The organism is Pseudoalteromonas aurantia 208 (genome assembly GCF_014858725.1).
Classification (GTDB): Bacteria; Pseudomonadota; Gammaproteobacteria; order Enterobacterales; family Alteromonadaceae; genus Pseudoalteromonas; species Pseudoalteromonas aurantia.
Map to the genome: position 1 here is coordinate 110,192 of NZ_AQGV01000012.1, position 21,485 is coordinate 131,676.

17 protein-coding genes are annotated in these 21,485 nt (G+C 40.7%); 12 read left to right on the plus strand and 5 right to left on the minus strand.

Annotated features, from left to right (window positions below; translation table 11 throughout):
* Position 1: 1 nt before the first annotated feature.
* Both PAUR_RS04570 and PAUR_RS04575 read right to left on the minus strand, forming a co-directional pair.
* On the minus strand, positions 2–1,636 hold the full coding sequence (locus tag PAUR_RS04570) for a methyl-accepting chemotaxis protein (RefSeq protein ID WP_192506641.1): 1,635 nt from the start codon (positions 1,634–1,636) through the stop codon (positions 2–4).
* Positions 1,637–1,842: 206 nt separating this feature from the next.
* On the minus strand, positions 1,843–4,065 hold the full coding sequence (locus tag PAUR_RS04575; protein ID WP_192506642.1) for a S9 family peptidase: 2,223 nt from the start codon (positions 4,063–4,065) through the stop codon (positions 1,843–1,845).
* A 110-nt stretch (positions 4,066–4,175) separates the two neighbouring features.
* Between PAUR_RS04575 and PAUR_RS04580 the strand changes: the two genes are divergently transcribed.
* Positions 4,176–4,571 (plus strand): HIT domain-containing protein, encoded by a 396-nt coding sequence (locus PAUR_RS04580; RefSeq protein ID WP_192506643.1) that lies wholly within the window; start codon positions 4,176–4,178, stop codon positions 4,569–4,571.
* 33 nt (positions 4,572–4,604) lie between these two features.
* Here the strand turns inward: PAUR_RS04580 and PAUR_RS04585 are convergent, their stop codons facing one another.
* A complete protein-coding gene (locus tag PAUR_RS04585) occupies positions 4,605–6,284 on the minus strand; it encodes a dipeptidyl-peptidase 3 family protein (protein WP_192506644.1) in 1,680 nt (559 codons plus the stop codon).
* A 230-nt stretch (positions 6,285–6,514) separates the two neighbouring features.
* Here PAUR_RS04585 and PAUR_RS04590 point away from each other — a divergent pair, with 230 nt between their 5' ends.
* Positions 6,515–7,354, plus strand: a complete 840-nt coding sequence (locus PAUR_RS04590; RefSeq protein WP_192506645.1) for an HDOD domain-containing protein — start codon at positions 6,515–6,517, stop codon at positions 7,352–7,354.
* A 252-nt stretch (positions 7,355–7,606) separates the two neighbouring features.
* On the opposite strand, the gene rdgC is transcribed toward PAUR_RS04590, so the two are convergent.
* Positions 7,607–8,515, minus strand: a complete 909-nt coding sequence (gene rdgC, locus PAUR_RS04595; protein WP_192506646.1) for a recombination-associated protein RdgC — start codon at positions 8,513–8,515, stop codon at positions 7,607–7,609.
* 118 nt (positions 8,516–8,633) lie between these two features.
* On the minus strand, positions 8,634–10,394 hold the full coding sequence (locus tag PAUR_RS04600; RefSeq protein ID WP_192506647.1) for a sensor histidine kinase: 1,761 nt from the start codon (positions 10,392–10,394) through the stop codon (positions 8,634–8,636).
* Between the two features lie 211 nt (positions 10,395–10,605).
* Here PAUR_RS04600 and PAUR_RS04605 point away from each other — a divergent pair, with 211 nt between their 5' ends.
* From PAUR_RS04605 to ribH, 10 genes are all read left to right on the plus strand, one after another.
* A complete protein-coding gene (locus PAUR_RS04605) occupies positions 10,606–10,971 on the plus strand; it encodes a response regulator (RefSeq protein WP_192506648.1) in 366 nt (121 codons plus the stop codon).
* A 281-nt stretch (positions 10,972–11,252) separates the two neighbouring features.
* Positions 11,253–13,670, plus strand: a complete 2,418-nt coding sequence (gene thrA / locus PAUR_RS04610; RefSeq protein WP_192508501.1) for a bifunctional aspartate kinase/homoserine dehydrogenase I — start codon at positions 11,253–11,255, stop codon at positions 13,668–13,670.
* 12 nt (positions 13,671–13,682) lie between these two features.
* Positions 13,683–14,621, plus strand: a complete 939-nt coding sequence (gene thrB / locus PAUR_RS04615; protein WP_192506649.1) for a homoserine kinase — start codon at positions 13,683–13,685, stop codon at positions 14,619–14,621.
* A gap of 1 nt (position 14,622) precedes the next feature.
* A complete protein-coding gene (gene thrC / locus PAUR_RS04620; protein WP_192506650.1) occupies positions 14,623–15,906 on the plus strand; it encodes a threonine synthase in 1,284 nt (427 codons plus the stop codon).
* A 251-nt stretch (positions 15,907–16,157) separates the two neighbouring features.
* Complete coding sequence (glyA, locus tag PAUR_RS04625; RefSeq protein WP_192506651.1) at positions 16,158–17,414, plus strand: serine hydroxymethyltransferase; 1,257 nt, start codon at positions 16,158–16,160, stop codon at positions 17,412–17,414.
* Between the two features lie 85 nt (positions 17,415–17,499).
* Positions 17,500–17,949, plus strand: coding sequence for a transcriptional regulator NrdR (nrdR, locus tag PAUR_RS04630; protein WP_192506652.1), 450 nt, complete (start codon positions 17,500–17,502; stop codon positions 17,947–17,949).
* Positions 17,950–17,978: 29 nt separating this feature from the next.
* Positions 17,979–19,058, plus strand: coding sequence for a bifunctional diaminohydroxyphosphoribosylaminopyrimidine deaminase/5-amino-6-(5-phosphoribosylamino)uracil reductase RibD (gene ribD, locus PAUR_RS04635; protein ID WP_192508502.1), 1,080 nt, complete (start codon positions 17,979–17,981; stop codon positions 19,056–19,058).
* 10 nt (positions 19,059–19,068) lie between these two features.
* Complete coding sequence (locus PAUR_RS04640) at positions 19,069–19,725, plus strand: riboflavin synthase (protein WP_192506653.1); 657 nt, start codon at positions 19,069–19,071, stop codon at positions 19,723–19,725.
* 32 nt (positions 19,726–19,757) lie between these two features.
* A complete protein-coding gene (gene ribBA / locus PAUR_RS04645; RefSeq protein WP_192506654.1) occupies positions 19,758–20,870 on the plus strand; it encodes a bifunctional 3,4-dihydroxy-2-butanone-4-phosphate synthase/GTP cyclohydrolase II in 1,113 nt (370 codons plus the stop codon).
* Between the two features lie 149 nt (positions 20,871–21,019).
* Positions 21,020–21,484 (plus strand): 6,7-dimethyl-8-ribityllumazine synthase, encoded by a 465-nt coding sequence (ribH, locus tag PAUR_RS04650; protein ID WP_192506655.1) that lies wholly within the window; start codon positions 21,020–21,022, stop codon positions 21,482–21,484.
* Position 21,485: the final 1 nt, after the last annotated feature.

Below are 21,485 nucleotides of genomic sequence, written 5' to 3' on the forward strand. Positions count from 1 at the left end.
GTTAAATCTTAAATCGCTGCACGATGTCATCCAAATGATGACTGGATTGTTTTAGATCAAGGCTGGCATCCGTTAGGGAATGAGTTGTGTCTAGAGACTGGTGGGTAGCTTTAGATAAATCGGTAATACGTAAACTGACCTCTTGCGCAACACTGCTTTGTTCTTGAGTTGCTCTTGCAATATGGCTATTCATTTTACTTATCACTTTGATTAACCTTCCTATTTCATCTAGGGATTGGTCAGTGCCGCTAGCTTGTTTTACTGTACTGGTTGATATTTCTTGGCATAACTGCACGGCCTTCACCGTTTCTTGGGCATTTTTTTGCAACTTTTCAATCATTTTTTGGATTTCGTCTGTGCTTTGCCCAGTGCGACTTGCTAGGGTGCGCACTTCATCGGCTACGACCGCAAACCCTCGGCCTTGTTCTCCGGCTCTGGCTGCTTCAATTGCCGCATTAAGAGCAAGTAAATTTGTTTGCTCTGAAATACCACGAATGACATCCAGTACAGAACCAATGTTATTACTCTCGGTTGCTAAAATTGCAGATACTTTACTTACGCTTTGGATATGGGTTGACAGAGTTTGAATGGCAGTAATGGTATTTGCAACAACTAGCTTACCCTGCTCACTATTTAGCAGTGCATCAGCGGCTGCGACTTCAGCAGCGCGAGCATTTTCATTGACTGCCGTTATTTGTGTACTCATTTGTTCAACGGCAGTAGCAACCTGCTGACTATTGTCATTTTGTAGTTCTATGTGGGTTAAGTTTATGGCGCCTGCTTCATTTACTTGGTTAGCAAAGAGGCCCAAATGTGCAGCACTCTCAGCGACTTGAGAAATGGATTGGCGCATTTTTTCAGTATATAAATTGAAGTACCGTGAAAGCCGAGAAATTTCGTCGTTGCCTTGCTCGTTCAGCTGTTGGGTTAAGTCTCCTTGGCCTTGAGAGATATCTTTCATCATGTTTGTTGCCAGGCGAATTGGATTTAAAATGCTGTTACTAATAATGGTGCAAAGGATGGCTAAAACAATAACGATGATAATAACATCTATGATCATACGCCAGCGAAGCTCTGAAAATGCGTCATCTATGGTATCTAAATAGACCCCAGAACCGACTATCCATTGCCATGGGAGAAATCCTTTAACAAATGATATTTTATCTACCGGTGTTTTTGCGCCAGGTTTAGGCCATTTGTAAGGCACAAACCCTTCCCCGTGATTGACAACCTTGTCCACCATCTCTACAAATAAAGGGGTCCCGTCAGGGTCTTTGCTATTCGTTAAATTTTTTCCATTGAGCTGTGGTTTCAGTGGGTGCATAATCATCGTTGGGGTGAAATCATTGACCCAAAAGTAGTTATCACTGTCATATGTAAGCCCTTTGATTGCGGTTAACGCAGCATGTTTAGCGGCAGCTTCTGTTAAGAGGCCTGTTACTTGTCGTTGGTGATATACAGAGAGTAAGCTGTGTGCAGTTTCGACCAAGTTTTTGGTTTTTTCATATTGTTGTTTTTTTAGAGTGGCGTACTGCTGAGTTAAATTTGTCAGACTTAGAATAATTAGTCCTAATATGACTACCATGAGTAACATCATAAGGCGTTGAAAAATCGTAAATCGTCTTAAAATCTGCATATCAATCTCCTTGCTAAAAATACACAGTCCTGTGCATAAAGATAACGGGCGAGGTTTTAAGATAAAGAAATAAAGAGAGTCTGTCAGTACATTTTTAAGATGTTTTTATCTTTAAAAGCAAAGGGTTATTTGTTTTTGTTTAACAAGGAATACAATTAGATTTTGGTCTAAGAAAAAGCCCACAAATATGGGCTTTTTGGCTAAATTTACATGTTGAAGTGACGGTTAAAAAAGTTTGTGATCGTTTGATGTAAATGGGTTTGCACTTTCTTTCCGCGTAAGCTGTGCTTTGAACCTGGGTATGTCATCATCTCGAATGGTTTCGCATTGTCTTGAAGCTGTTTAAAGAGTTTAGTTGCATGAGTAAATAACACGTTGTCATCAGCCATACCATGATAAATCATCAATGGACCATTTAAATTATCAGCAAAAGGGAAGACAGCACTTTGTGCATAGCCTGTTGCGTTACTTTGCGGGTGCCCTAGGTAGCGCTCAGTGTAATGGGTGTCGTATAAAGCCCAATCAGTCACTGGGGCACCTGAAACACCTGCTTGGAAATAATCACCAGCTTTAAACATAGCCATAAGTGCCATATACCCACCGTAACTGTGACCGTAAATACCAACTCTTGTCGGGTCAACGTAATCAAGCGAGCGCAAGAACTCAACACCTTTGATTTGGTCAGCTACTTCGACAACACCTAACTTTTTATATATTGGCGCTTCAAAGGCTGTCCCACGGTTATATGAACCACGGTTATCTAATTGGAAAATCACATACCCTTGTTGTGCCATGTATTGAAAGTAAAGGTTTTTACTACGCCAACTGTTGGTAACCCGCTGTGCGTGTGGTCCACCGTATACATTGACCATAACAGGGTACTTTTTACCTTTTTCCATATTTGTAGGTTTGAAAATACGGTAATGCAATGTTTGTCCGTCTTCGGCTTTAATGGTGCCATACTCAGGTTCCGCCAACTTACTCAAATAAGGTGTAAGTGGGTGAGTACCGTCTAACTTGTTTTGCTCTAGCCAAGTAATGAACTCTCCATTTGCTTTGCGTAGCGCGACAGAGTTGGGTTTGTTAACTGAGGAGCTATTATCAATAAATGTTTTAGCATCTTTGGCGACAACGACTTTATGATAGCTGCCCGTTTGTGTGATGCGTTTGGTATTGCCTGATGTGAATATAGGGGCGCTATATAAATGTTGTTCTAGAGGTGTATCTGCACGACCAGCAAAATAGATGATCCCTTTAGTCTCATCAATACCTTTTATACTATCGACAATCCACTCCCCTTTGGTGATTTGGCGAATGAGTTGGCCATTGGTTCGATAGAGGTATAAATGTTTATATCCATCACGTTCAGAGGCCCACACAAAGTGTTTTTTGTCGGCTAGGAAGCGTAAGTCAAAGTGTAAGTTAACCCAAGTATCACTTTGCTCTGTTAGCGCAACCGTTTGCTGTTTTGTTTTGGTATTATAAAAGCGCAGCTCTAATGCTTGTTGAGAGCGATTTTGCCATTGATATGACAGTGTTTTATCATCTTTAAGCCATTTAGCGCGGGCAATGTAAATATCTTCATTTTTACCTAAGTCAATCCAGTCAACCTGTTGGTTATTCAGCTTAACTACACCTAGGGCTATTTTGACATTACTTGTACCTGTGAATGGGTAACGCTGATTGAATAGTTTAACTTCATCAGCATAAATTTCGTTACGAATTGCTTCTTCTACAGGGCTTTCATCGATACGAGTAAAGGCGATTTTTTTCTCATCACCTGACCACCAGTACCCGGTCATACGACTCATTTCTTCTTGCGCAACAAATTCAGCCATGCCATTTTTGATGACGCCGCCGCCATCCGTGCTGAGCGCAATTTCTTTACCACTGGCAAGTTCAAGAGCGTATAAATTTTGCTCACGAATAAATGAGACATAGTTGCCTTTTGGAGAGAAGCGAGCATCGGTTTCAAAAGCAGGTGTATTTGTTAGTTTGTTACTTTTTCCAGAGTCTATTTGATAATGATATAGGTCGCCATTTAAAGGAAACAATAAGGCTTTTCCATCGTTTGACCATGTGTATTCGAGAATACCGCGACCAAAAACCCGTTGTCGTTCACGACGGGCTTTTTCTTCGTCAGATAAAGTTTCAGGCCCTGAAAACAGCGCGGCTGAGTCAACTAACAATCGGTTAGATTTGTCTTTTAGGTTGTACTCCCAAAGGTCGTAACGGTTATAGTCGTTTGTTTTACCTTGTAAATACGTGACACGTTTGCCATCAGGAGAAAATTTGAGTTTAACAGGGGCTTTGCCTGCTAAGTTTGGGTCATCAAAAATACGTTCAAGGGAGAGGGGTTTTGCTGCAATGGTTGCACTGCACAATATAAGCGGCAGACATAACGCTAAAGACGAAAGAGTAACTCGCACAAGAGGGCCTTATCAAAGTGATTTGTTGGTTGGATGTTATAGGCAAGCATAGGCAATGGCAACAAATTGGGATAGAGTTCACATAATAATAAGTGTAAGTGGAGGTAATTATGACATTTGAGCTCGCCCCAGAATTGAAGCGTGATTGTATCGAGTTAGTTGATTGGCAGTTATGCAAAGTATTATTGCTGAACGATAGCCAGTACCCGTGGTTTATTTTAGTACCAAGAGTTGATAATTTAAAAGAGATCATTGATTTAAGTCAATCTCAACAAAGCCTTTTTTGGTCCGAATCAGCGAAGCTTAGTGAGTTATTACGAGAAGTATTTAATCCTGATAAGCTAAATATTGCTGCATTAGGTAATATGGTGCCGCAATTACATGTGCATCACATTGCACGGTTTACAAATGATATTGCATGGCCGAATCCAGTTTGGGGCTTACATCCAGCAGTGCCTTATTCAAATGAGCAACTTATATCACTAAAAAAGGCGCTAGCGTTGTAGCGCCCATTATGGTGTTAAATTTAAAGTACCGAATTACAAACCGAGCACTTTTTTACCTTGCGTAAATGTGACATCTACTGGAATGTTGGCTGCAGACAATTTTGCTAAATCTGCTTTCAACTCTGCTTTAATACTTCCATGTGTTGCAATAAGTTGGCTTACTTTTTCGTAGTCACCATCACCTTGTAGAGTAAGAATTAACTGTGATAAGTTTTGCATCGCAGTTGCCATTTCCTCCATGTTTACTTTGTAAAGACCTTGTGCATTTTTAGAGAATGCCCCTTGCTCTTTGAAGAAGTTAAAGCGGATCATATTGGCTTTGCCATGGGCACTTGATGCGCCGAAACGTACAGAGCGGAAAATCCCAGCCATAAACGTGGTGTAGTAGTCTTCCAATGTCCCGTCTGTTATCTCACCTTTTTTAAGTAACTGCTCGACCATGTATAAGCCAAGAATATCTGCTTTGCCTTCTTCTAGTGCACTTGCATGCTCTTGTAATGATTGACGAACGGTACCTTTATTAGTAATGGTATTTTTAATTCCCAGTCCATGTGCGACTTCATGAAACATGATATTGGCAAAAAAGGCGTCGAATGTAATATGTTTACGTTGCTCAGGCACAATTAACTGTTCAGAAATAGGAAGCATGATTTTATCAAACTTCGCGCGCATCGCATTTTTTAATTGCAAACGGCGTGTGCCTTTTTCTAATTGAACTTGCTCATCATTAGGTAAATTAATTGCAATTGTTTTACTGCCGGCGTTGGAGTGACCGGCATAATAAATGACATCATATGCGTTTAGATCAGCATCAGAACCAGGTACTTCTTGTTTGTACTTTTCATCGACAGGCAAGCCAGCTTGTAGTTCTGGTAAAAATGCGGCAAATTTAGCGAGACGTTCACTCCATGCTAAGTCTTTTACAAGTACATAAGACTCAAATCCTGCACGATATCCGAAAAGCTGGTCTTCATAGGTTTCAATAGGGCCGATAACAATATCAATGGGGTTATTTTTCATATCCATCCATGCGAGATCAGAGCGTTGGTAGCTATTATTTAATAATGCATCTGCACGTAGGTTGAGGTAATTGGCAAATTCTTTGTCAACGGCTAACTTACTGGCTTCTCGTAATAAAGATGCGGCTTTTGTTAACTCTGTTTGAAATACTTCTGAATATGAAGTACTAGATAGGTTGCCTTGGTCATCACGTGTGATAATTGAATAAAGGCCTTGTTTATCTTTAACCGATGAACTGTTTAATTCCTCTTTGGTAATGTTATGAGGGTAAAATTCAGCGCCAGGTGTTTTGGGGTCAAAGCCAGATAAAAATACTTTATCACCATTGAGTCTATCCCATGGCCCATAATTTATTTCGGCAAATTGACGTACTTTTTCATCCGCTATGTTACTTAAGAATTGTGTTTTATCCATTCCAAAGCTTTGCTTCCAGAATAGGTCATCCATCAATTTAGATGCATCGATTAATTTGCTGAGCATTTTCTTCTGATTATCAGTCAAATGCGATAAATCACTGGTTAACGTTACGTTTGTATAAATATCAAGACGCGATTGTTGGGTGTTTACTAGGTTGTAGTCATTATTTTCTTGGGTGCTTGTTTGCGTGTTATTTATTGTTTCTGGTTCTGAGCATGCACTGAGTGTTAACACACTGGCAATAAGCAGTGCATGGCTAATTTTTGAAAGCTTCATGGGTAACTCTTTTGTTGTTATCTGTTTGGTTATCTACCATACCCGAATGTTTTATGGATTTCTGCCTTTGTACGTTGTAGTGGCAGTAAATATTAGTCATGCTCGAATTAGTGAGAATATTTTTTATACTTTTCTTAACTTTATGGTTAACTTAGTCAATACTAAAGGGTATAAAAATAAGCGTGCTTTATTATGCACACCAGAAAATTTCTACCCAAGGGATATAGCTTATGTCGACAGAAAATGCCTTACTGACCATTCTTATTGATAGGATAAATAACGATACACTTGTATTGCCCACCTTACCTGAAATTGCTGTAAAAGTAAGACAAGCAGCAGATGATCCTGAAGTAAACTTAGCACAGATGGCAGAGGTTATTTCTCAAGATCCCGCTTTGTCAGCTCGCATGATTAAAGTTGCCAATAGTGCGTTTATGGGACGCTCAATTAAGGTGAATACACTTAACCAAGCTGTTACACGAATCGGGTTGCGACAAATCAAAAATATCGCCACAGCAATGGCGATGGAACAATTGTTTGTATCGAACAATAAGTTGATCAGAACGTATATGGATAAGGCATGGCAAAAAACGCTCAAAGTGGCGTGCCAAGCTATTACGACTATGGATTTTTATCTTCGCGTAAATAAACATACTTCTCTAAATAAAGATACCATTACGTTAGCATCACTGGTGTTTAACATTGGCGTTTTGCCTATTTTAACAGAAGCGGAGCGTCATCCAGAAGTGTTCGCGAACCCGAGCTTTCTAGCTCATGCAATACAAAAGCTCGCGGGTAAAATTGGCGGAGCAATCATGAGGGAGTGGGGGTTTACCGATGACTTTGTTGAGGTTGCTGAAAGTTGGTCCAATCCAAACTACAAACCTGATCATGTTTGTTATGTCGACTTTATTCGTGTGGGTGCGATTATAGAAGGTATCTTACAAGTGTCTGATAAAGCTGCGGCGCTTAGCGCCTATGAAGCCAAGGGCGTAACGCGTACATTAGACATGTTTACGAGTGATGAATACTTATCGACGTTAGAAGATGTAAAAAGTATGTTTGCTTAACATCGAGCGCTTAAAAAGTAGTAAGGTGAAGCTCACCTTACTACTAACTAACCTCAGCTCTGGATAAGCGAGCTTGCCCAATAAAGCTATTTTTCTCACTCTCGGCGTTGCTTTTATGCAGTAATAGCCCGCGATTACTGCATAAAAGCGCCTTGATATTGAACAAAATATCATCATTGGATTGTACGTAATTTTCTTTAAAAAAAACTTCCTATTCCAAAACCCTTATCCAAACCTGAGGTTAAGTAATGTTTATAAGTCTTCAGCTTCGCCTAAGCTTTGCGTTAACTCATCTATCAGCTCTTTGATTTCTTCACTTACCAGAATAAAATCGGCATCGAGCTTTACGAGCATATCTTCTTTTGGAATATCAGCATTTTGTTCTTTCAGTGCGTCAGCGTAACTTAAGCGTTTAATCGAGCCGTCATTTTGAAGCATAAACTTAACACGCTCACGCCAATCTAAGGCGAGCTTAGTGACACGTTTACCACTTTCTAAATGGTGCTTGATTTCATCAGTAGATAAATCATGTTGCTTTAATTTTACTTGCGCGCCATTGTCATCCGGTTCTTCTAATTCAGCATCGGTACCAATTGCAAACCCATCTGGTGTTTCAAACTTAGTTAACCAATTGGTCAAAAACACATCTAAATCATAGTTAGCAAAAGCAGGAACAACGGGCAATGTACCAAGTGATTTGCGTAGTAATGCCAATAACTCTTCCGCCTTGTTGAAGCTGGCGCTGTTGACGATAACCCAGCCGTTCTCTTGATCAATAAAAGCGAATTGTAAACTTGATTTCTTAAATGCTTGTGGCAATAAAGTCGCGAGAATATTTTCTTTTAACTCGTCTTTTTCTTTTTTCTTAACCGGGCGGTTCTCTTCGCGCTCGATAAGCTCAACTTTTTCTGCAACCATGTCATTAATAACAGCAGCAGGCAGCACTTTCTCTTCGCGTTTTGCGCAAACTAAAATGCTGTTTTTTGAAAAGTGTGACAGGCTATTACCATGTTTACCGAATGCTTTTGACCAGCCAAATGTACTCATGTCTTGGCTACCACAAGGGCGGAATACATCTTGCTCTAATGCTTGTTCAAAATCTTCTTGGTTGTATGAGATATCTTGCTTGAATCGATAACAGATCAGGTTACTAAACCACATAAAAACGGTATCCGTGCTAAATAGTGGTCGCTATGATAACAATAATTTTCAGACAAGGAAGTGTTAAAGCGACTTGAATACAACAAAGGTAAGAGGTTGCTGTATTCAAGTAATCAGACTAACTAAACATCGCCAGTGGTGCTTGCATGTTTTTAGGGAAACTGATTTGGTATACTAGACCTTTACCTTCTTCACTGGTCACTTCTATATCGCCATTAAGTGTTTGTTTTACCAAATTTAAGGTGATGTGAGTACCTAAGCCACTGCCGCCTTGATCTCTTTTAGTTGTGAAAAATGGGTCAAACAATTTCTCCAGTTGCACAGCACTGACACCGCGTCCATTGTCTCTATACAAAATACGTACATCATCGTTGTCATCAGTAATTTCAATATCTATGCTGCCTTTATCAATACCTTCAAAGCCATGGATCAATGAGTTCATAATAAGGTTAGTAAATATTTGACTAATCGCGCCAGCAGGCAAGTTCAAGGTTAAATCTTCGGGGCAAGAAATATGAATATCATGCTTGGTTTTTTTTATTTTAGGGTGTAAAGAACGAACCACTTCTGCCAAGTATTCTTTAAAGTTAATAGTACGAACGGCCTCACTGGCTTGGTCAACCGCAATTTGCTTAAAGCTTGCGACCAATTCAGAAGCTCTGTCTAAGTTGGTTGTTAACAAGCTGGTGCTTTGCTTGGCCTCATTAATAAACTCCTCAAGTGCTTTTGGAGATAAGGTTTTGGCCTCATAAGCGGCCTCCAGCTGATGTAATCGTTCCTGTAAAAATGATGTAGCGGTCACACCTATACCCACAGGGGTATTTATATCATGGGTTATCCCAGCTACAAGGCCACCTAGGGCTGCCATTTTCTCAGATCCAACCAAGCGCTCTTGTGCCATATTTAGCTCGTCGAGATAACGTTCAAGTTCTTTTTGCTTAGTTAACAGCTCTTGTTCTGTTTGGCGACGTAGATCTATTTCTTCTGTAAGCGTTAACTTTTGCTTTTCTAGCTCATATTTTTGTTGTTGTAAGTCCATCATTGCTTGACTAAGGTTTGATGTTTTTCTTGCCACCTCTTGTTCTAATTGCAAGTTATGCTGATCAAGTTTTTCATTACTTATTAGTAACTCTTTTTGTGTTTGATCCAGCTTTTTTCGGTACTCAGCGACTTTATCAATTAATTTATTGAACGCTTCTTCCATGACTTTAAGTTCATTGCGTTCAGTTGTGCCAATGTCTATGCGTTGTGCATCAATATTGTCTAATTCGAAGTCCTCAACTTGATCTGTAAGATCTGTTAAAGGCTCAGTAAGTAAACGCCTAAATGCGATCAAAAATAAAATAATAAGGAATGTCGTCTTGATCATTGCATTACCGATCAAGAAGTAAATTGAGATCATGATTCGGCTAAAGACGACTTCTCGACTAGAAAACAGGGTGACATCACCCACTTGTGTTGCGCGGCCGGAAAACTCAAAAATTAATGGAAATGTGTACCCAAATAACCCTGATGGGGTATCTTCTATAATGGCTTCTTCTTGTACTAGCTGCTGACTATACAACTCGTGAATGTCGAGCGAACGGCCCAATTGAGAAATAATCTCTCCACTGTCATCGCGGACAATGATCCCTTCAATCATCGGAATTGCAAGTAACCCTTCAGCAGTAGTAACTGTTTGTTTGGTATTAAGTTCCCATATGGCACGTGTTAAACTTCTACTGAATGTTTTTTGTAGCATCGTTAATTCATTACGAATATAGTCCTTCGTATTGACGTATTCAGCAACGACTTGGCCACAGGTAACAACAAAGGTCAACAGAAAGTAAACCGATAGCACATTCGTGAGTAGCTTTTTCGATAGGCTTTTTTGTAACATGAATGAACCTTGGCTCCTCAATTAGGTCAACAGCAGGATATGTACTTAAACTTAGCTAATAAAGCCTTAAAAATAAATAAATATCTGACATTATTGCACACAATGTGCATATTAAATGAATATATAGTTTAGGGGCTTACTGAATTATCATTAAATGTGGTATAAGTTGATCATTGCCATCGTACGGGTTATTGGAAGATAAATATTTGATATGAGTTATTCTATATTAGTTTGTGATGACTCAAGGGTTGCAAGAAAACAGGTTGTTCGTTGTTTGTCTAGCGCACTTGAGGCTAAGATTGTGCAAGCTGAAAATGGTGCGCAAGCTGTGACAATGTTAGAGGAGCAGCAAATTGATTTACTCTGTCTTGATTTGACTATGCCGGAACTGGACGGTGTGGGTGTGCTTGAGGCAATAAAACAGCGCAAAATAGAAACCTATGTGGTGGTTATTTCAGCAGATATTCAGCCAGAGATGAAAAGTCGTGTTATTGGTTTAGGCGCAATAGATTTTATTGAAAAACCGGTTACGGCAGAACAACTATTAACGCTCCTTGGACAGTATGGTATTCGTTAGCAAGAAGAAATAATGCATTTTCTCCTATAATGAGCAATGTTTTTGAAAAGGTTTGTCATTAACGTGAGTAAATTGCATAAAGATTGTTGTACTTTAGCCTTGACACTTCGCCTACATTTCAGGCACTCTTAACTCATGAAATTAAAATTTAACACTTCGACCATTATTATTACAACCACCATCCAATCTGGATAGTGGCATAGGTCGGTGCGTATTTAAAAGGCCTGTGTTCACTAAGAACACAGGCCTTTTTTCGTTTTTGGAATGAGGAAATTACCATGATGCGAGTATTAAAATTTGGCGGCTCTTCTTTAGCCGACTTTGATTGTTTAAGGCAAGTACAGAATTTAGTGTTAACCCAGTCAGGCGATGAAGCACTTATTGTTTTATCAGCACCTGGTGGGATGACAGATCAATTAGTTGAATTAGCAGCATTGGCAGAGCAAGGTGTATCGTATGATGTGCAGTGGCAAGCATTACAAAGCAGAGTAAATGCGCTACATCTGCAGGTGACCAAGCTATACGGTGAAATAGCGCATTGGCCTGACTTTTCAGCTTTGGCTAATAAATTAGCTGGGGTAAAACTTCTCAATCATTGTCCAGCACAAGTGCGCGCTTACATCATAAGCTTTGGCGAGCGAGTGAGCTGTGCCTTAATGCAAGCTATGTTGGGCAGCGCTCAAGCCAGTTATTTAGATGCGACAGACTGTATAGCGACTGTTGGTGGGTATTTAGATGCGGAAGTTGATTTAAAGCTGAGTAAGGCGCAATTTACTTTATCTATGCGTGAAAACCCCAACAAGTATTATATCATGCCAGGGTTTACTGGTCGCAATCAAGAGGGCGAACTTACGACACTTGGTCGCAATGGTTCTGATTACTCAGCAGCTGTTGCAGCCGCTTGTTTGCAAGCACAAGTCTGCCAAATATGGACTGATGTTGATGGTGTTTATAATGCGGATCCTCGTTTTATACGTAAAGCAACTAAAGTTGATTGGCTCTCTTATAAAGAAGCAATGGAATTATCTTATTTTGGCGCCAAAGTACTTCATCCGAAAACTATCTTGCCTTGTGCGAAAGCGGGTGTGCCGTGTGAAATAAAAAATACCCATAACCCAGATGTGCCAGGCTCGGTGATAAGTAATGAGCGTCGTGGTAATGAACAGGTGAAAGCTTTATCAAGCCTAGAATCGCTCGCGATGCTGACGGTGTCAGGTCCTGGCATGAAAGGTAAAGTTGGTATGGCATCAAGAGTATTCAACGCGTTAGCGAATGATAACGTGTCTATTGTTTTAATCACTCAATCTTCTTGTGAATTCAGTATCAGTTTTTGTGTACACGAAGCTGATTTAAATCTGGCGTTGACCGCACTTGAACAAGCATTTGAATTAGAGTCTCAAGCGGGTTTGATTGAACCTGTTCAAGTACAAAGAGAATTGGCGATAGTGACTCTGGTTGGTGATAATATGAAAGCACATCGTGGCTTAGCTGCGAAGTTCTTTGCATCATTAGCTCAAGCGCAAGTTAACATTGTAGCAATCGCTCAGGACTCTACCGAAAGTGCAATTTCTGCTGTTGTCGATGGCAGTTTATGTAATGATGCGGTGAAAGTATGCCATGAAAACTTCTTTACACATATTCCTTCAATTGATGTGTTTTTATTGGGGGTTGGCCTCGTAGGGCTGGAGCTGATCAAACAACTTGAAAAGCAACAATCTTGGCTTCAAAATCGAGATATAAAGTTGAACCTTTATGGTGTGGCCAATTCTCAAAAACTGTATCTAAATGCGCAAGGCGTCCCTTTTGATACTTGGCACGGAGAGTTAGAGCAGCAAACAGATGGGCTTACTTTAGAAAGGTTAGAAGCGTTTGTGAAATCAAACCACTTAATAAACCCTGTTATTGTCGATTGTACTTCATCGCAGCAGTTGGCTGACCAATATTGTAATTTTCTTAACGCCGGCTTTCACGTTGTTGCAGCCAATAAAAAAGCAAATACAGGAACTTATGATTACTATCAAGCATTAGTGAATGCAGCGCAACAAAAGCACCGTAAGTTTTTGTACGAAACAAATGTTGGAGCTGGCTTACCTGTATTAGATAATCTTCAGCTTTTATTTAGTGCGGGAGACGAACTCTTATCCTTTAATGGCATATTATCAGGGTCACTATCTTATATGTTTGGCGCATTAGAAGATGGCTTGAGTTTATCCGAGGCTACAGCGAAAGCAAAAGCAAACGGTTTTACAGAACCCGATCCTCGTGATGATTTATCGGGCACTGATGTGGCTCGTAAACTACTTATTATTGCCAGAGAGTCAGGGCTTGCGTTGGAGTTATCTGACATCGAAGTGGAACCGGTCGTCAGTGAGTCATTTGCTGAGGGAGCATCCGTTAACGAATTTATGACAAAACTTCCAGAGCTTGATGGTAGTTTTGCTTTAAAAGTGAAAGCCGCAGCAGAGCAAGGTCAAGTGTTGCGCTATGTTGGAAGTATTGAAAATGGCCATTGCAGAGTTGGTATTGAAGCCGTCGATAAGTCTCATGCTTTATATGATATTCGAGATGGTGAAAATGCATTAGCCATATTGAGTCAGTATTATCAACCTCGCCCATTTGTTATTCGTGGTTATGGAGCAGGTGCTGAAGTCACGTCAGCGGGTGTTTTTGCTGATATATTAAAAACGTTGTCACGTTAGGAGTTACGCATAATGATATCTATTTATGCACCGGCATCCATTGGTAATTTTTGTGTTGGTTTTGATTCCTTAGGGGCTGCATTAGCGCCCATTGATGGTACTTTACTTGGCGATGTTGTTCATCTTGAACATGCGGACAACGATGCATTTTTTTGTGTTGGCCCATATGCCGAAAAGTTGCCAAAGAGCGCGCAAGAAAACTTAGCGTATCAATGTTTGGTGCATTTTCGAGAACATGTGGCTTCAGATATGCCAAGCGTGTCGTTAACTCTTGAAAAGCGTTTGCCGATAGGATCGGGGCTTGGCTCTAGTGCTTGCTCGGTTGTGGCAACATTTACTGCGTTAAATGAGTTTGCACAAACGAAGTTATCTCAGGAAGCACTGATTGAGTTAATGGCTGACTTTGAGGGGAAGGTTAGTGGTGCTCGCCACTACGACAATATCACCCCGTGTTACCTAGGTGGGTTGCAGCTAACTTCCCATTTGGTCCCCAACAAGGCAATCAGTGTTCCTGTCAGTGAAGATTGGCACTATGTTGCTGCTTTCCCAGGTTTTGCTTTAAATACTGCTAAAGCGAGAGGCGTACTACCAGTTAGTCTGAGCAATCATGACGCGGTTGAATTTGCACAGCGGTTAGCGAGTTACTGCTTACTAATGCAAGTAGGACGTTTTGATGAAGCATTAGAACTTATGGAAGATAAATTGGCTGAACCTTACAGGCAGTCATTAATAGCTGGTTTTAGTGAAGCAAAATCGGCACTACCTAAATTGGGTGCTGAAATCGTGAGTATTTCAGGAGCAGGCCCGACGTTGTTCACTATTTGTAAGTCGTTGGCCGCAGCTGAACATTGTCAGCAGTGGTTGGAAAAAAATTATATTAATGCGCATGGCTTCAGCCATATTTGCAAGCTAGATAATCGTGGTACTCGTGCCATTTCTTTAGGAGTTTAAAATGAACCTCGTAAATTTAAAAGATAAACAACAACAGGTATCCTTTACGGAGGCGGTAAAAACGGGGTTAGGACGAAATCAAGGTGTATTTTTCCCCACTGATTTACGAAAACTCAGCGATGTAGATGCATTACTTGATTTGCCATTTGTAGAACGAAGTACAGAAATACTTGCACATTTAATTGGCAATGAATTGCCTAAAGATACATTAGCAGACATGGTTCAGCGGGCTTTTAACTTTCCGGTGAAGTTAGAGAAAGTAGATGATAAAAACTATTGCTTGGAACTCTTTCATGGACCAACGCTTGCGTTTAAAGACTTTGGTGGGCGTTTTATGGCTGAATGTGTGGGGTTATTCAATCAAGGTGAACGCGTCACTATTTTAACCGCAACTAGCGGCGATACGGGGGCGGCTGTTGCTCACGCATTTTATAAAAAAGCCAATGTTGATGTGGTAATTTTGTATCCTGAAGGCAAAATATCACTGGCTCAGCAAAAACTATTCACCACTTTAGGTGAAAATATACATTGTTATGCGGTTGATGGTAGTTTTGATGATTGTCAGGCGCTAGTAAAACAAGCCTTTTTAGATGAAGAGCTAAAAAGTAAATTAGGACTTAACTCTGCAAATTCAATTAATATAAGCCGTTTAGTGGCGCAAGTTTGCTATTATTTTGAAGCCTTAGCGCAATTACCGAAATCAGAGCGTGACAATGTGCATGTATCGGTGCCAAGTGGTAATTTTGGCAATGTGTGTGCTGCGATGATAGGTTCTGTCATTGGTTTGCCTATTGCTAAGCTATCAGCAACAACAAATCAAAATGACACTGTTCCACGATTTGTTCACTCTGGTGATTGGGCACCAAAAGCAACAATGGAATCATTATCAAACGCAATGGATGTGAGTAAACCTAATAATTGGCCAAGAGTGCAAAGCATGTTGGGCTCTGAGCAGTTTAGTAAACATGATTTTTATTCACGTAGCGTGTCTGAGCAAGTGACAGAGAAAGTGATGCGAGAAATTGCCCATACAGGGTATATCGCTGAGCCACATACAGCTATTGCGTTCGAAGGGCTACGTCATGATAAAGGTGAAAATAGCATCGGTATATTTTTAGCAACGGCGCACCCTGCTAAATTTAAAGAGTCAGTTGAAAATGTGTTAGGTCAAGAAATTGCGATGCCTCGCGTTTTGCAAGACGCGTTAGATAAAAGCTGTTTGGCGCAACCGTTGGGTGCAGATTATCAACAATTAAAAGCAGCGATGTTTGAAAAACTGTTATAGAGATTAAAATCGATATATCGTGATGATAGGTATTTAAGAGTCGATTTGCTCGGCTCTTATATTAATAACTTTAATTCACTGGTTTTTATTTATTAAAATTATAAATGTTTAAATAAAAAAATATCATTGCATAAACACTGTGAAATAAATTCAATCCCTGTTTAAATATGCTCACGCCTACAGCATAGGCAATACACGCATTAGAGCGTACAATACGGCTTTTATACCTTTACGTGCCCCTAGGAGACCCCATGTTAGAACGTAACATGAACATTGCAGACTTTGATCCAGAATTATTTAACGCGATTGAGCTTGAAACAACTCGTCAAGAAGAACACATTGAACTTATCGCGTCTGAAAACTACTGTAGCCCACGCGTTCTTGAAGCGCAGGGTTCGCAGTTAACAAATAAATACGCAGAAGGTTACCCAGGTAAGCGTTACTACGGTGGTTGTGAGCATGTCGATGTTGTTGAGCAGCTAGCGATTGATCGTGCTAATGCACTGTTTGGCTCAACTTACGCCAATGTTCAGCCGCATGCCGGTTCTCAAGCAAATGCAGCGGTATTTTTAGCGCTGTTAGACGCTGGTGATACTGTACTTGGTATGAGCTTAGCCCATGGTGGCCATTTGACTCATGGTTCTCATGTGAGCTTTTCTGGTAAATTGTATAATGCAGTGCAATACGGACTTAATGAAGCAACGGGTGAGATTGATTATGAGCAAGTAGAAGCGTTAGCGCTTGAGCATAAACCTAAAATGATCATCGGTGGGTTCTCTGCTTATTCTGGCATTGTTGACTGGGCTAAATTCCGAGAAATTGCAGATAAAGTCGGTGCATATTTATTTGTTGATATGGCGCACGTTGCAGGTTTAATTGCTGCTGGTGTATATCCAAGCCCTGTGCCTCACGCACATGTTGTCACCACGACAACACATAAAACACTTGCTGGTCCGCGCGGTGGTTTGATCATTTCGGCATGTGATGATGAAGCGATTTATAAAAAACTGAACAGTGCAGTATTCCCTGGCGGCCAAGGTGGCCCTCTATGTCATGTTATTGCGGCTAAAGCAGTTGCGTTTAAAGAAGCACTTCAACCTGAATTTAAAGCATATCAAACACAAGTTGTTAAAAATGCTCAAACGATGGTGTCGGTTTTACAAGAACGTGGCTATAAGGTTGTTTCTGGAAAAACTGAAAACCATTTGTTTTTACTAGATCTTATTGATAAAGATATCACGGGTAAAGATGCAGATGCTGCATTAGGTCGTGCCAATATTACGGTTAATAAGAATTCAGTACCAAATGATCCTCGTTCACCATTTGTGACATCGGGTTTGCGTATAGGCTCTCCTGCGATTACGCGTCGCGGTTTTAAAGAGACTGAGTCTCGTGAATTGGCTGGTTGGATTTGTGATGTACTAGACAATATTAATGATGAGTCAGTACAAGCGGATGTAAAAGAAAAAGTGAAAGCTATCTGTGCTAAATTACCCGTTTACGCATAATTTAGCGCACACAATTAGAGATTTTTGATATCATTAAGGCCGCTATTTAGCGGCCTTTTTTGTATCCAGTTATAAGTGAACAACTATGCATTGCCCATTTTGTACCGCCAAAGACACAAAAGTAATTGACTCGCGCCTTGTGAGCTCTGGTCATCAAGTGCGTCGTCGTCGCGAATGTATTGAATGTCATGAGCGTTTTACCACCTTCGAAGGTGCCGAACTTGTGATGCCAAGAGTGATAAAGCAAGATGGTTCAAGGGAGCCGTTTAATGAAGATAAGCTCATTAATGGGTTGCACCGAGCTCTGGAAAAAAGACCGGTCAGTACCGAGCAAGTAGATGAAGTGATTCATGAGATTAAATCTACTATTCGAGCCACAGGTGAACGTGAGATCCCAAGTCATATGATTGGTGAATGCATAATGCAAGCCTTAAAAAAGCTAGATAAAGTAGCTTATGTGCGCTTTGCGTCGGTATATCGCTCTTTTGAGGATGTACGAGAATTTGGTGAAGAAATAGCACGGTTAGGGGATTAGCGGTGTTTAGTGAACAAGATAAGTCATATATGACGCGTGCAATTGAGTTAGCACAGCAAGGTCAATATACCACCACACCAAACCCAAATGTGGGATGTGTCATTGTAAAAAATGGTCGTATTATTGGTGAAGGCTTTCACCAAAAGGCTGGAGAAAGCCATGCTGAAGTTCATGCTCTTCAAGAAGCTGGCACTCACGCGAGAGGTGCTACGGTTTACGTTACATTAGAACCTTGTAGCCACTTTGGGAAAACACCACCGTGCGCAAAAGGTTTGATTGATGCAGGTGTGAACAAAGTGATTGCAGCTATGGTGGATCCAAATCCACAGGTTGCCGGCCGTGGTTTAGCCATGCTAAAACAGGCGGGAGTTGAAACAGCGTTTGGGTTATTAGAGGAACAGGCTCGGGCCTTAAATGATGGCTTTCTTAAGCGAATGGAATTTGGACTCCCATTTGTAAGTTGTAAGCTGGCTGCGTCAGTGGATGGAAAAACCGCGTTGAGTAATGGTCAAAGTAAGTGGATAACTTCTTCAGCTGCGCGAAGAGATGTACAAATATTTAGAGCCCGAAGTTGTGCTGTCCTTACGGGGGCCGACACCGTTTTAGTTGACGATGCAAAAATGAATGTCCGTGAAAGTGAGTGTGATATTTCTCTTCCTGAAGGTAAGCAATTACGTCAGCCTACCAGAGTCATATTTGATTCACAAAATAGACTCTCACCAAACTTACCTTTGTTTAAAATTGATTCCCCCGTTATTATTTTAAGAACCAGTCTTGATAATTCTCATGACTGGCCGCACTTTGTAGAACAAGTGGTTGTCCCTGATAGCAAATTAAAAATTAATTGTCATGCGGCATTGGCTTTGCTTGCTCAACGCGGTATTAATCGAGTATGGCTTGAAGCTGGGGCAACTTTGGCAGGTGTTTTTCATCAACAAACACTAATAGATGAATTTGTTATTTATCTCGCCCCTAAAATAATTGGCCATGATGGACGTGGGTTGTTTAACACACAAACAATAGCATGCATGAATGATATAGCGACACTTAATTTTACGAGTGTTGAACGCATAGATGAAGACGTTCGTTTAATATTAAGACCAAGCTGATAGAGGCATTATGTTTACAGGTATAATTGAAGCAACCGGCACGCTCACTGAGTTGTCAGCCAACCACGGTGACTTAACTGTTCGAGTCAAAAGTGACACGTTACAGATGAATGATGTGAAGCTTGGAGACAGCATCGCAACCAATGGTGTGTGCCTGACTGTTATTGAAAAGTATAGTGATGGTTTTAAAGCTGACCTATCAAATGAGACTTTACATCTGACATTGTTTGCACAGTATAAAGTGGGTCAAAAAGTAAATTTAGAGAAGGCCTTGCAACCGATATCGCGACTTGGAGGACATTTAGTGTCAGGTCATGTTGATGGTGTAGCCACGATTGAAAGTGTAACGTCAAATGCACGAGCGACAGAGTATTGGTTAGCAGTACCAGATGACCTAATGAAATATATTCCTTATAAAGGCTCAGTTGCAATTGATGGTATAAGCTTGACAGTCAATGAGATAAAAGAAAACAAATTTAAACTGACAATCGTACCCCATACGGCACAAGAAACCACCATTGTAGACTTTCAAGTTGGCTCAAAGGTTAATTTAGAAGTCGATCAAATTTCTCGTTATTTAGAGCGTTTGATACAAGGGGCGCAAATGCCAGCGAAAGAATCAACTCTCACAACGAATTTGTTAGCCAAAGCGGGCTTTATAAAGTAACCCGATAGCAAATCAAAATAGACAGGTAAATTATGAATTTAAATAGTGCGCAAGAGATCATTGATGATATAAAAGCCGGTAAAATGGTTATTTTAATGGATGATGAAGACCGCGAAAACGAAGGGGATTTAATTGTGGCAGCTGAACACATTTCGGCTGATACAATTAACTTTATGGCCACTCATGGTCGTGGGCTTATTTGTCTAACAATGACTCAAGAGCGTTGTCAACAATTAGACTTACCATTGATGGTTCGCAATAATGGTGCACAGTTTTCAACTAACTTTACCATGTCTATAGAAGCTGCGAAGGGCGTAACAACAGGCATATCTGCTGCTGACCGAGCGCGGACTGTGCAAGCTGCGGTAGCCAAAGGTGCCGTACCGCAAGATATTGTACAACCAGGCCACATTTTTCCAATTATGGCACAAGCTGGTGGTGTCTTGACTCGGGCAGGTCATACCGAGGCGGGGTGTGACTTAGCGCGCTTGGCTGGTTTGGAGCCTTCATCTGTTATCGTTGAAATATTGAATGCCGACGGCACGATGGCACGTCGTCCACAGCTTGAGGTTTTTGCAAAGGAGCACGGGATAAAAATTGGCACTATTGCTGACCTCATCGAATATAGAAACTTGAATGAAACGACGATAGAGAAGGTTGCTGAATGTAAATTACCAACTGAGTTTGGTGAATTTAACTTAGTAACTTATAAAGATACAATTGATAGTCAGCTGCATTACGTGATGAAGCGCGGTGAAATTAGTACAACTGAACCTACATTGGTACGAGTACATTTACAAAGCACATTTAATGATGTGTTGCTTTCCGACCGAGGTGCAGATCGTAGCTGGAGTTTGCACAGTGCAATGAAGCACATTAGTGAAAATAATGGCGTGCTTGTGATTCTAGGAAAACAAGAAGATCCAACTGACATTGAAGCGATGGTAAAAGCATTTTCCGCAGAAGATGCTGGCGAAAGTGTTAATCATCGCAAGTTTCAAGGTACATCTCGTACTGTTGGTGTTGGGTCGCAGATCTTGGCCGATTTAGGTATTCAAAAAATGCGTTTAATGAGTATGCCTAAAAAGTATCATGCACTCTCTGGCTTTCATTTAGAAGTGGTAGAATACGTTGAACCAAAATAGCGACTGAGGCGCATATGTTTGCGTGATTAAAGGTTGTTTGGGGAAAGCTAAAGTTGTGCTATTATGCGCACCAATTTGGCAATTGCTCATACCAAGCTACTTCTATGTAAGAGGGTAGGTGTGGTATTACACAAGATTAGGATCATCTAATGAATATTATTGAAGGTAACAAGTACGCGCCAGGCAAGAAATTTGCCATTGTCATATCACGTTTCAATGACTTCATCGGAAGCAGTTTACTTGACGGTGCTGTTGATGAGTTAAAACGCACTGGCGGTGTCAGTGATGATGATATTACTGTGGTATATGTTCCGGGTGCTGTAGAATTGCCTCTTGCTGCGAAACGTATTGCAATGAAGAAAGAGTTTGACGCAATAATTGCACTGGGTGTGATTATTCGTGGTGGTACGCCACACTTTGATTTGGTTGCAAATGAATCCAATAAAGGATTAGCAAGTGTTTCATTAGATTATGATATTCCAGTTGCATTTGGTGTTTTGACCACTGAAAGTATCGAGCAAGCTATTGAACGTGCGGGAACTAAGATGGGCAACAAAGGTGGCGAAGCTGCACTTGGTGCGCTAGAAATGGTTAACGTACTCGATAAAATTTAAG

Coding starts and splice junctions, on each gene's coding strand:
- PAUR_RS04570 (WP_192506641.1), bottom strand. CDS start 1,636: ATGCAGATTTTAAGACGATTTACGATTTTTCAACGCCTTATGATGTTA.
- PAUR_RS04580 (WP_192506643.1), top strand. CDS start 4,176: ATGACATTTGAGCTCGCCCCAGAATTGAAGCGTGATTGTATCGAGTTA.
- PAUR_RS04585 (WP_192506644.1), bottom strand. CDS start 6,284: ATGAAGCTTTCAAAAATTAGCCATGCACTGCTTATTGCCAGTGTGTTA.
- PAUR_RS04590 (WP_192506645.1), top strand. CDS start 6,515: ATGTCGACAGAAAATGCCTTACTGACCATTCTTATTGATAGGATAAAT.
- rdgC (WP_192506646.1), bottom strand. CDS start 8,515: ATGTGGTTTAGTAACCTGATCTGTTATCGATTCAAGCAAGATATCTCA.
- PAUR_RS04600 (WP_192506647.1), bottom strand. CDS start 10,394: ATGTTACAAAAAAGCCTATCGAAAAAGCTACTCACGAATGTGCTATCG.
- PAUR_RS04605 (WP_192506648.1), top strand. CDS start 10,606: ATGAGTTATTCTATATTAGTTTGTGATGACTCAAGGGTTGCAAGAAAA.
- thrA (WP_192508501.1), top strand. CDS start 11,253: ATGCGAGTATTAAAATTTGGCGGCTCTTCTTTAGCCGACTTTGATTGT.
- thrB (WP_192506649.1), top strand. CDS start 13,683: ATGATATCTATTTATGCACCGGCATCCATTGGTAATTTTTGTGTTGGT.
- thrC (WP_192506650.1), top strand. CDS start 14,623: ATGAACCTCGTAAATTTAAAAGATAAACAACAACAGGTATCCTTTACG.
- glyA (WP_192506651.1), top strand. CDS start 16,158: ATGTTAGAACGTAACATGAACATTGCAGACTTTGATCCAGAATTATTT.
- nrdR (WP_192506652.1), top strand. CDS start 17,500: ATGCATTGCCCATTTTGTACCGCCAAAGACACAAAAGTAATTGACTCG.
- ribD (WP_192508502.1), top strand. CDS start 17,979: ATGACGCGTGCAATTGAGTTAGCACAGCAAGGTCAATATACCACCACA.
- PAUR_RS04640 (WP_192506653.1), top strand. CDS start 19,069: ATGTTTACAGGTATAATTGAAGCAACCGGCACGCTCACTGAGTTGTCA.
- ribBA (WP_192506654.1), top strand. CDS start 19,758: ATGAATTTAAATAGTGCGCAAGAGATCATTGATGATATAAAAGCCGGT.
- ribH (WP_192506655.1), top strand. CDS start 21,020: ATGAATATTATTGAAGGTAACAAGTACGCGCCAGGCAAGAAATTTGCC.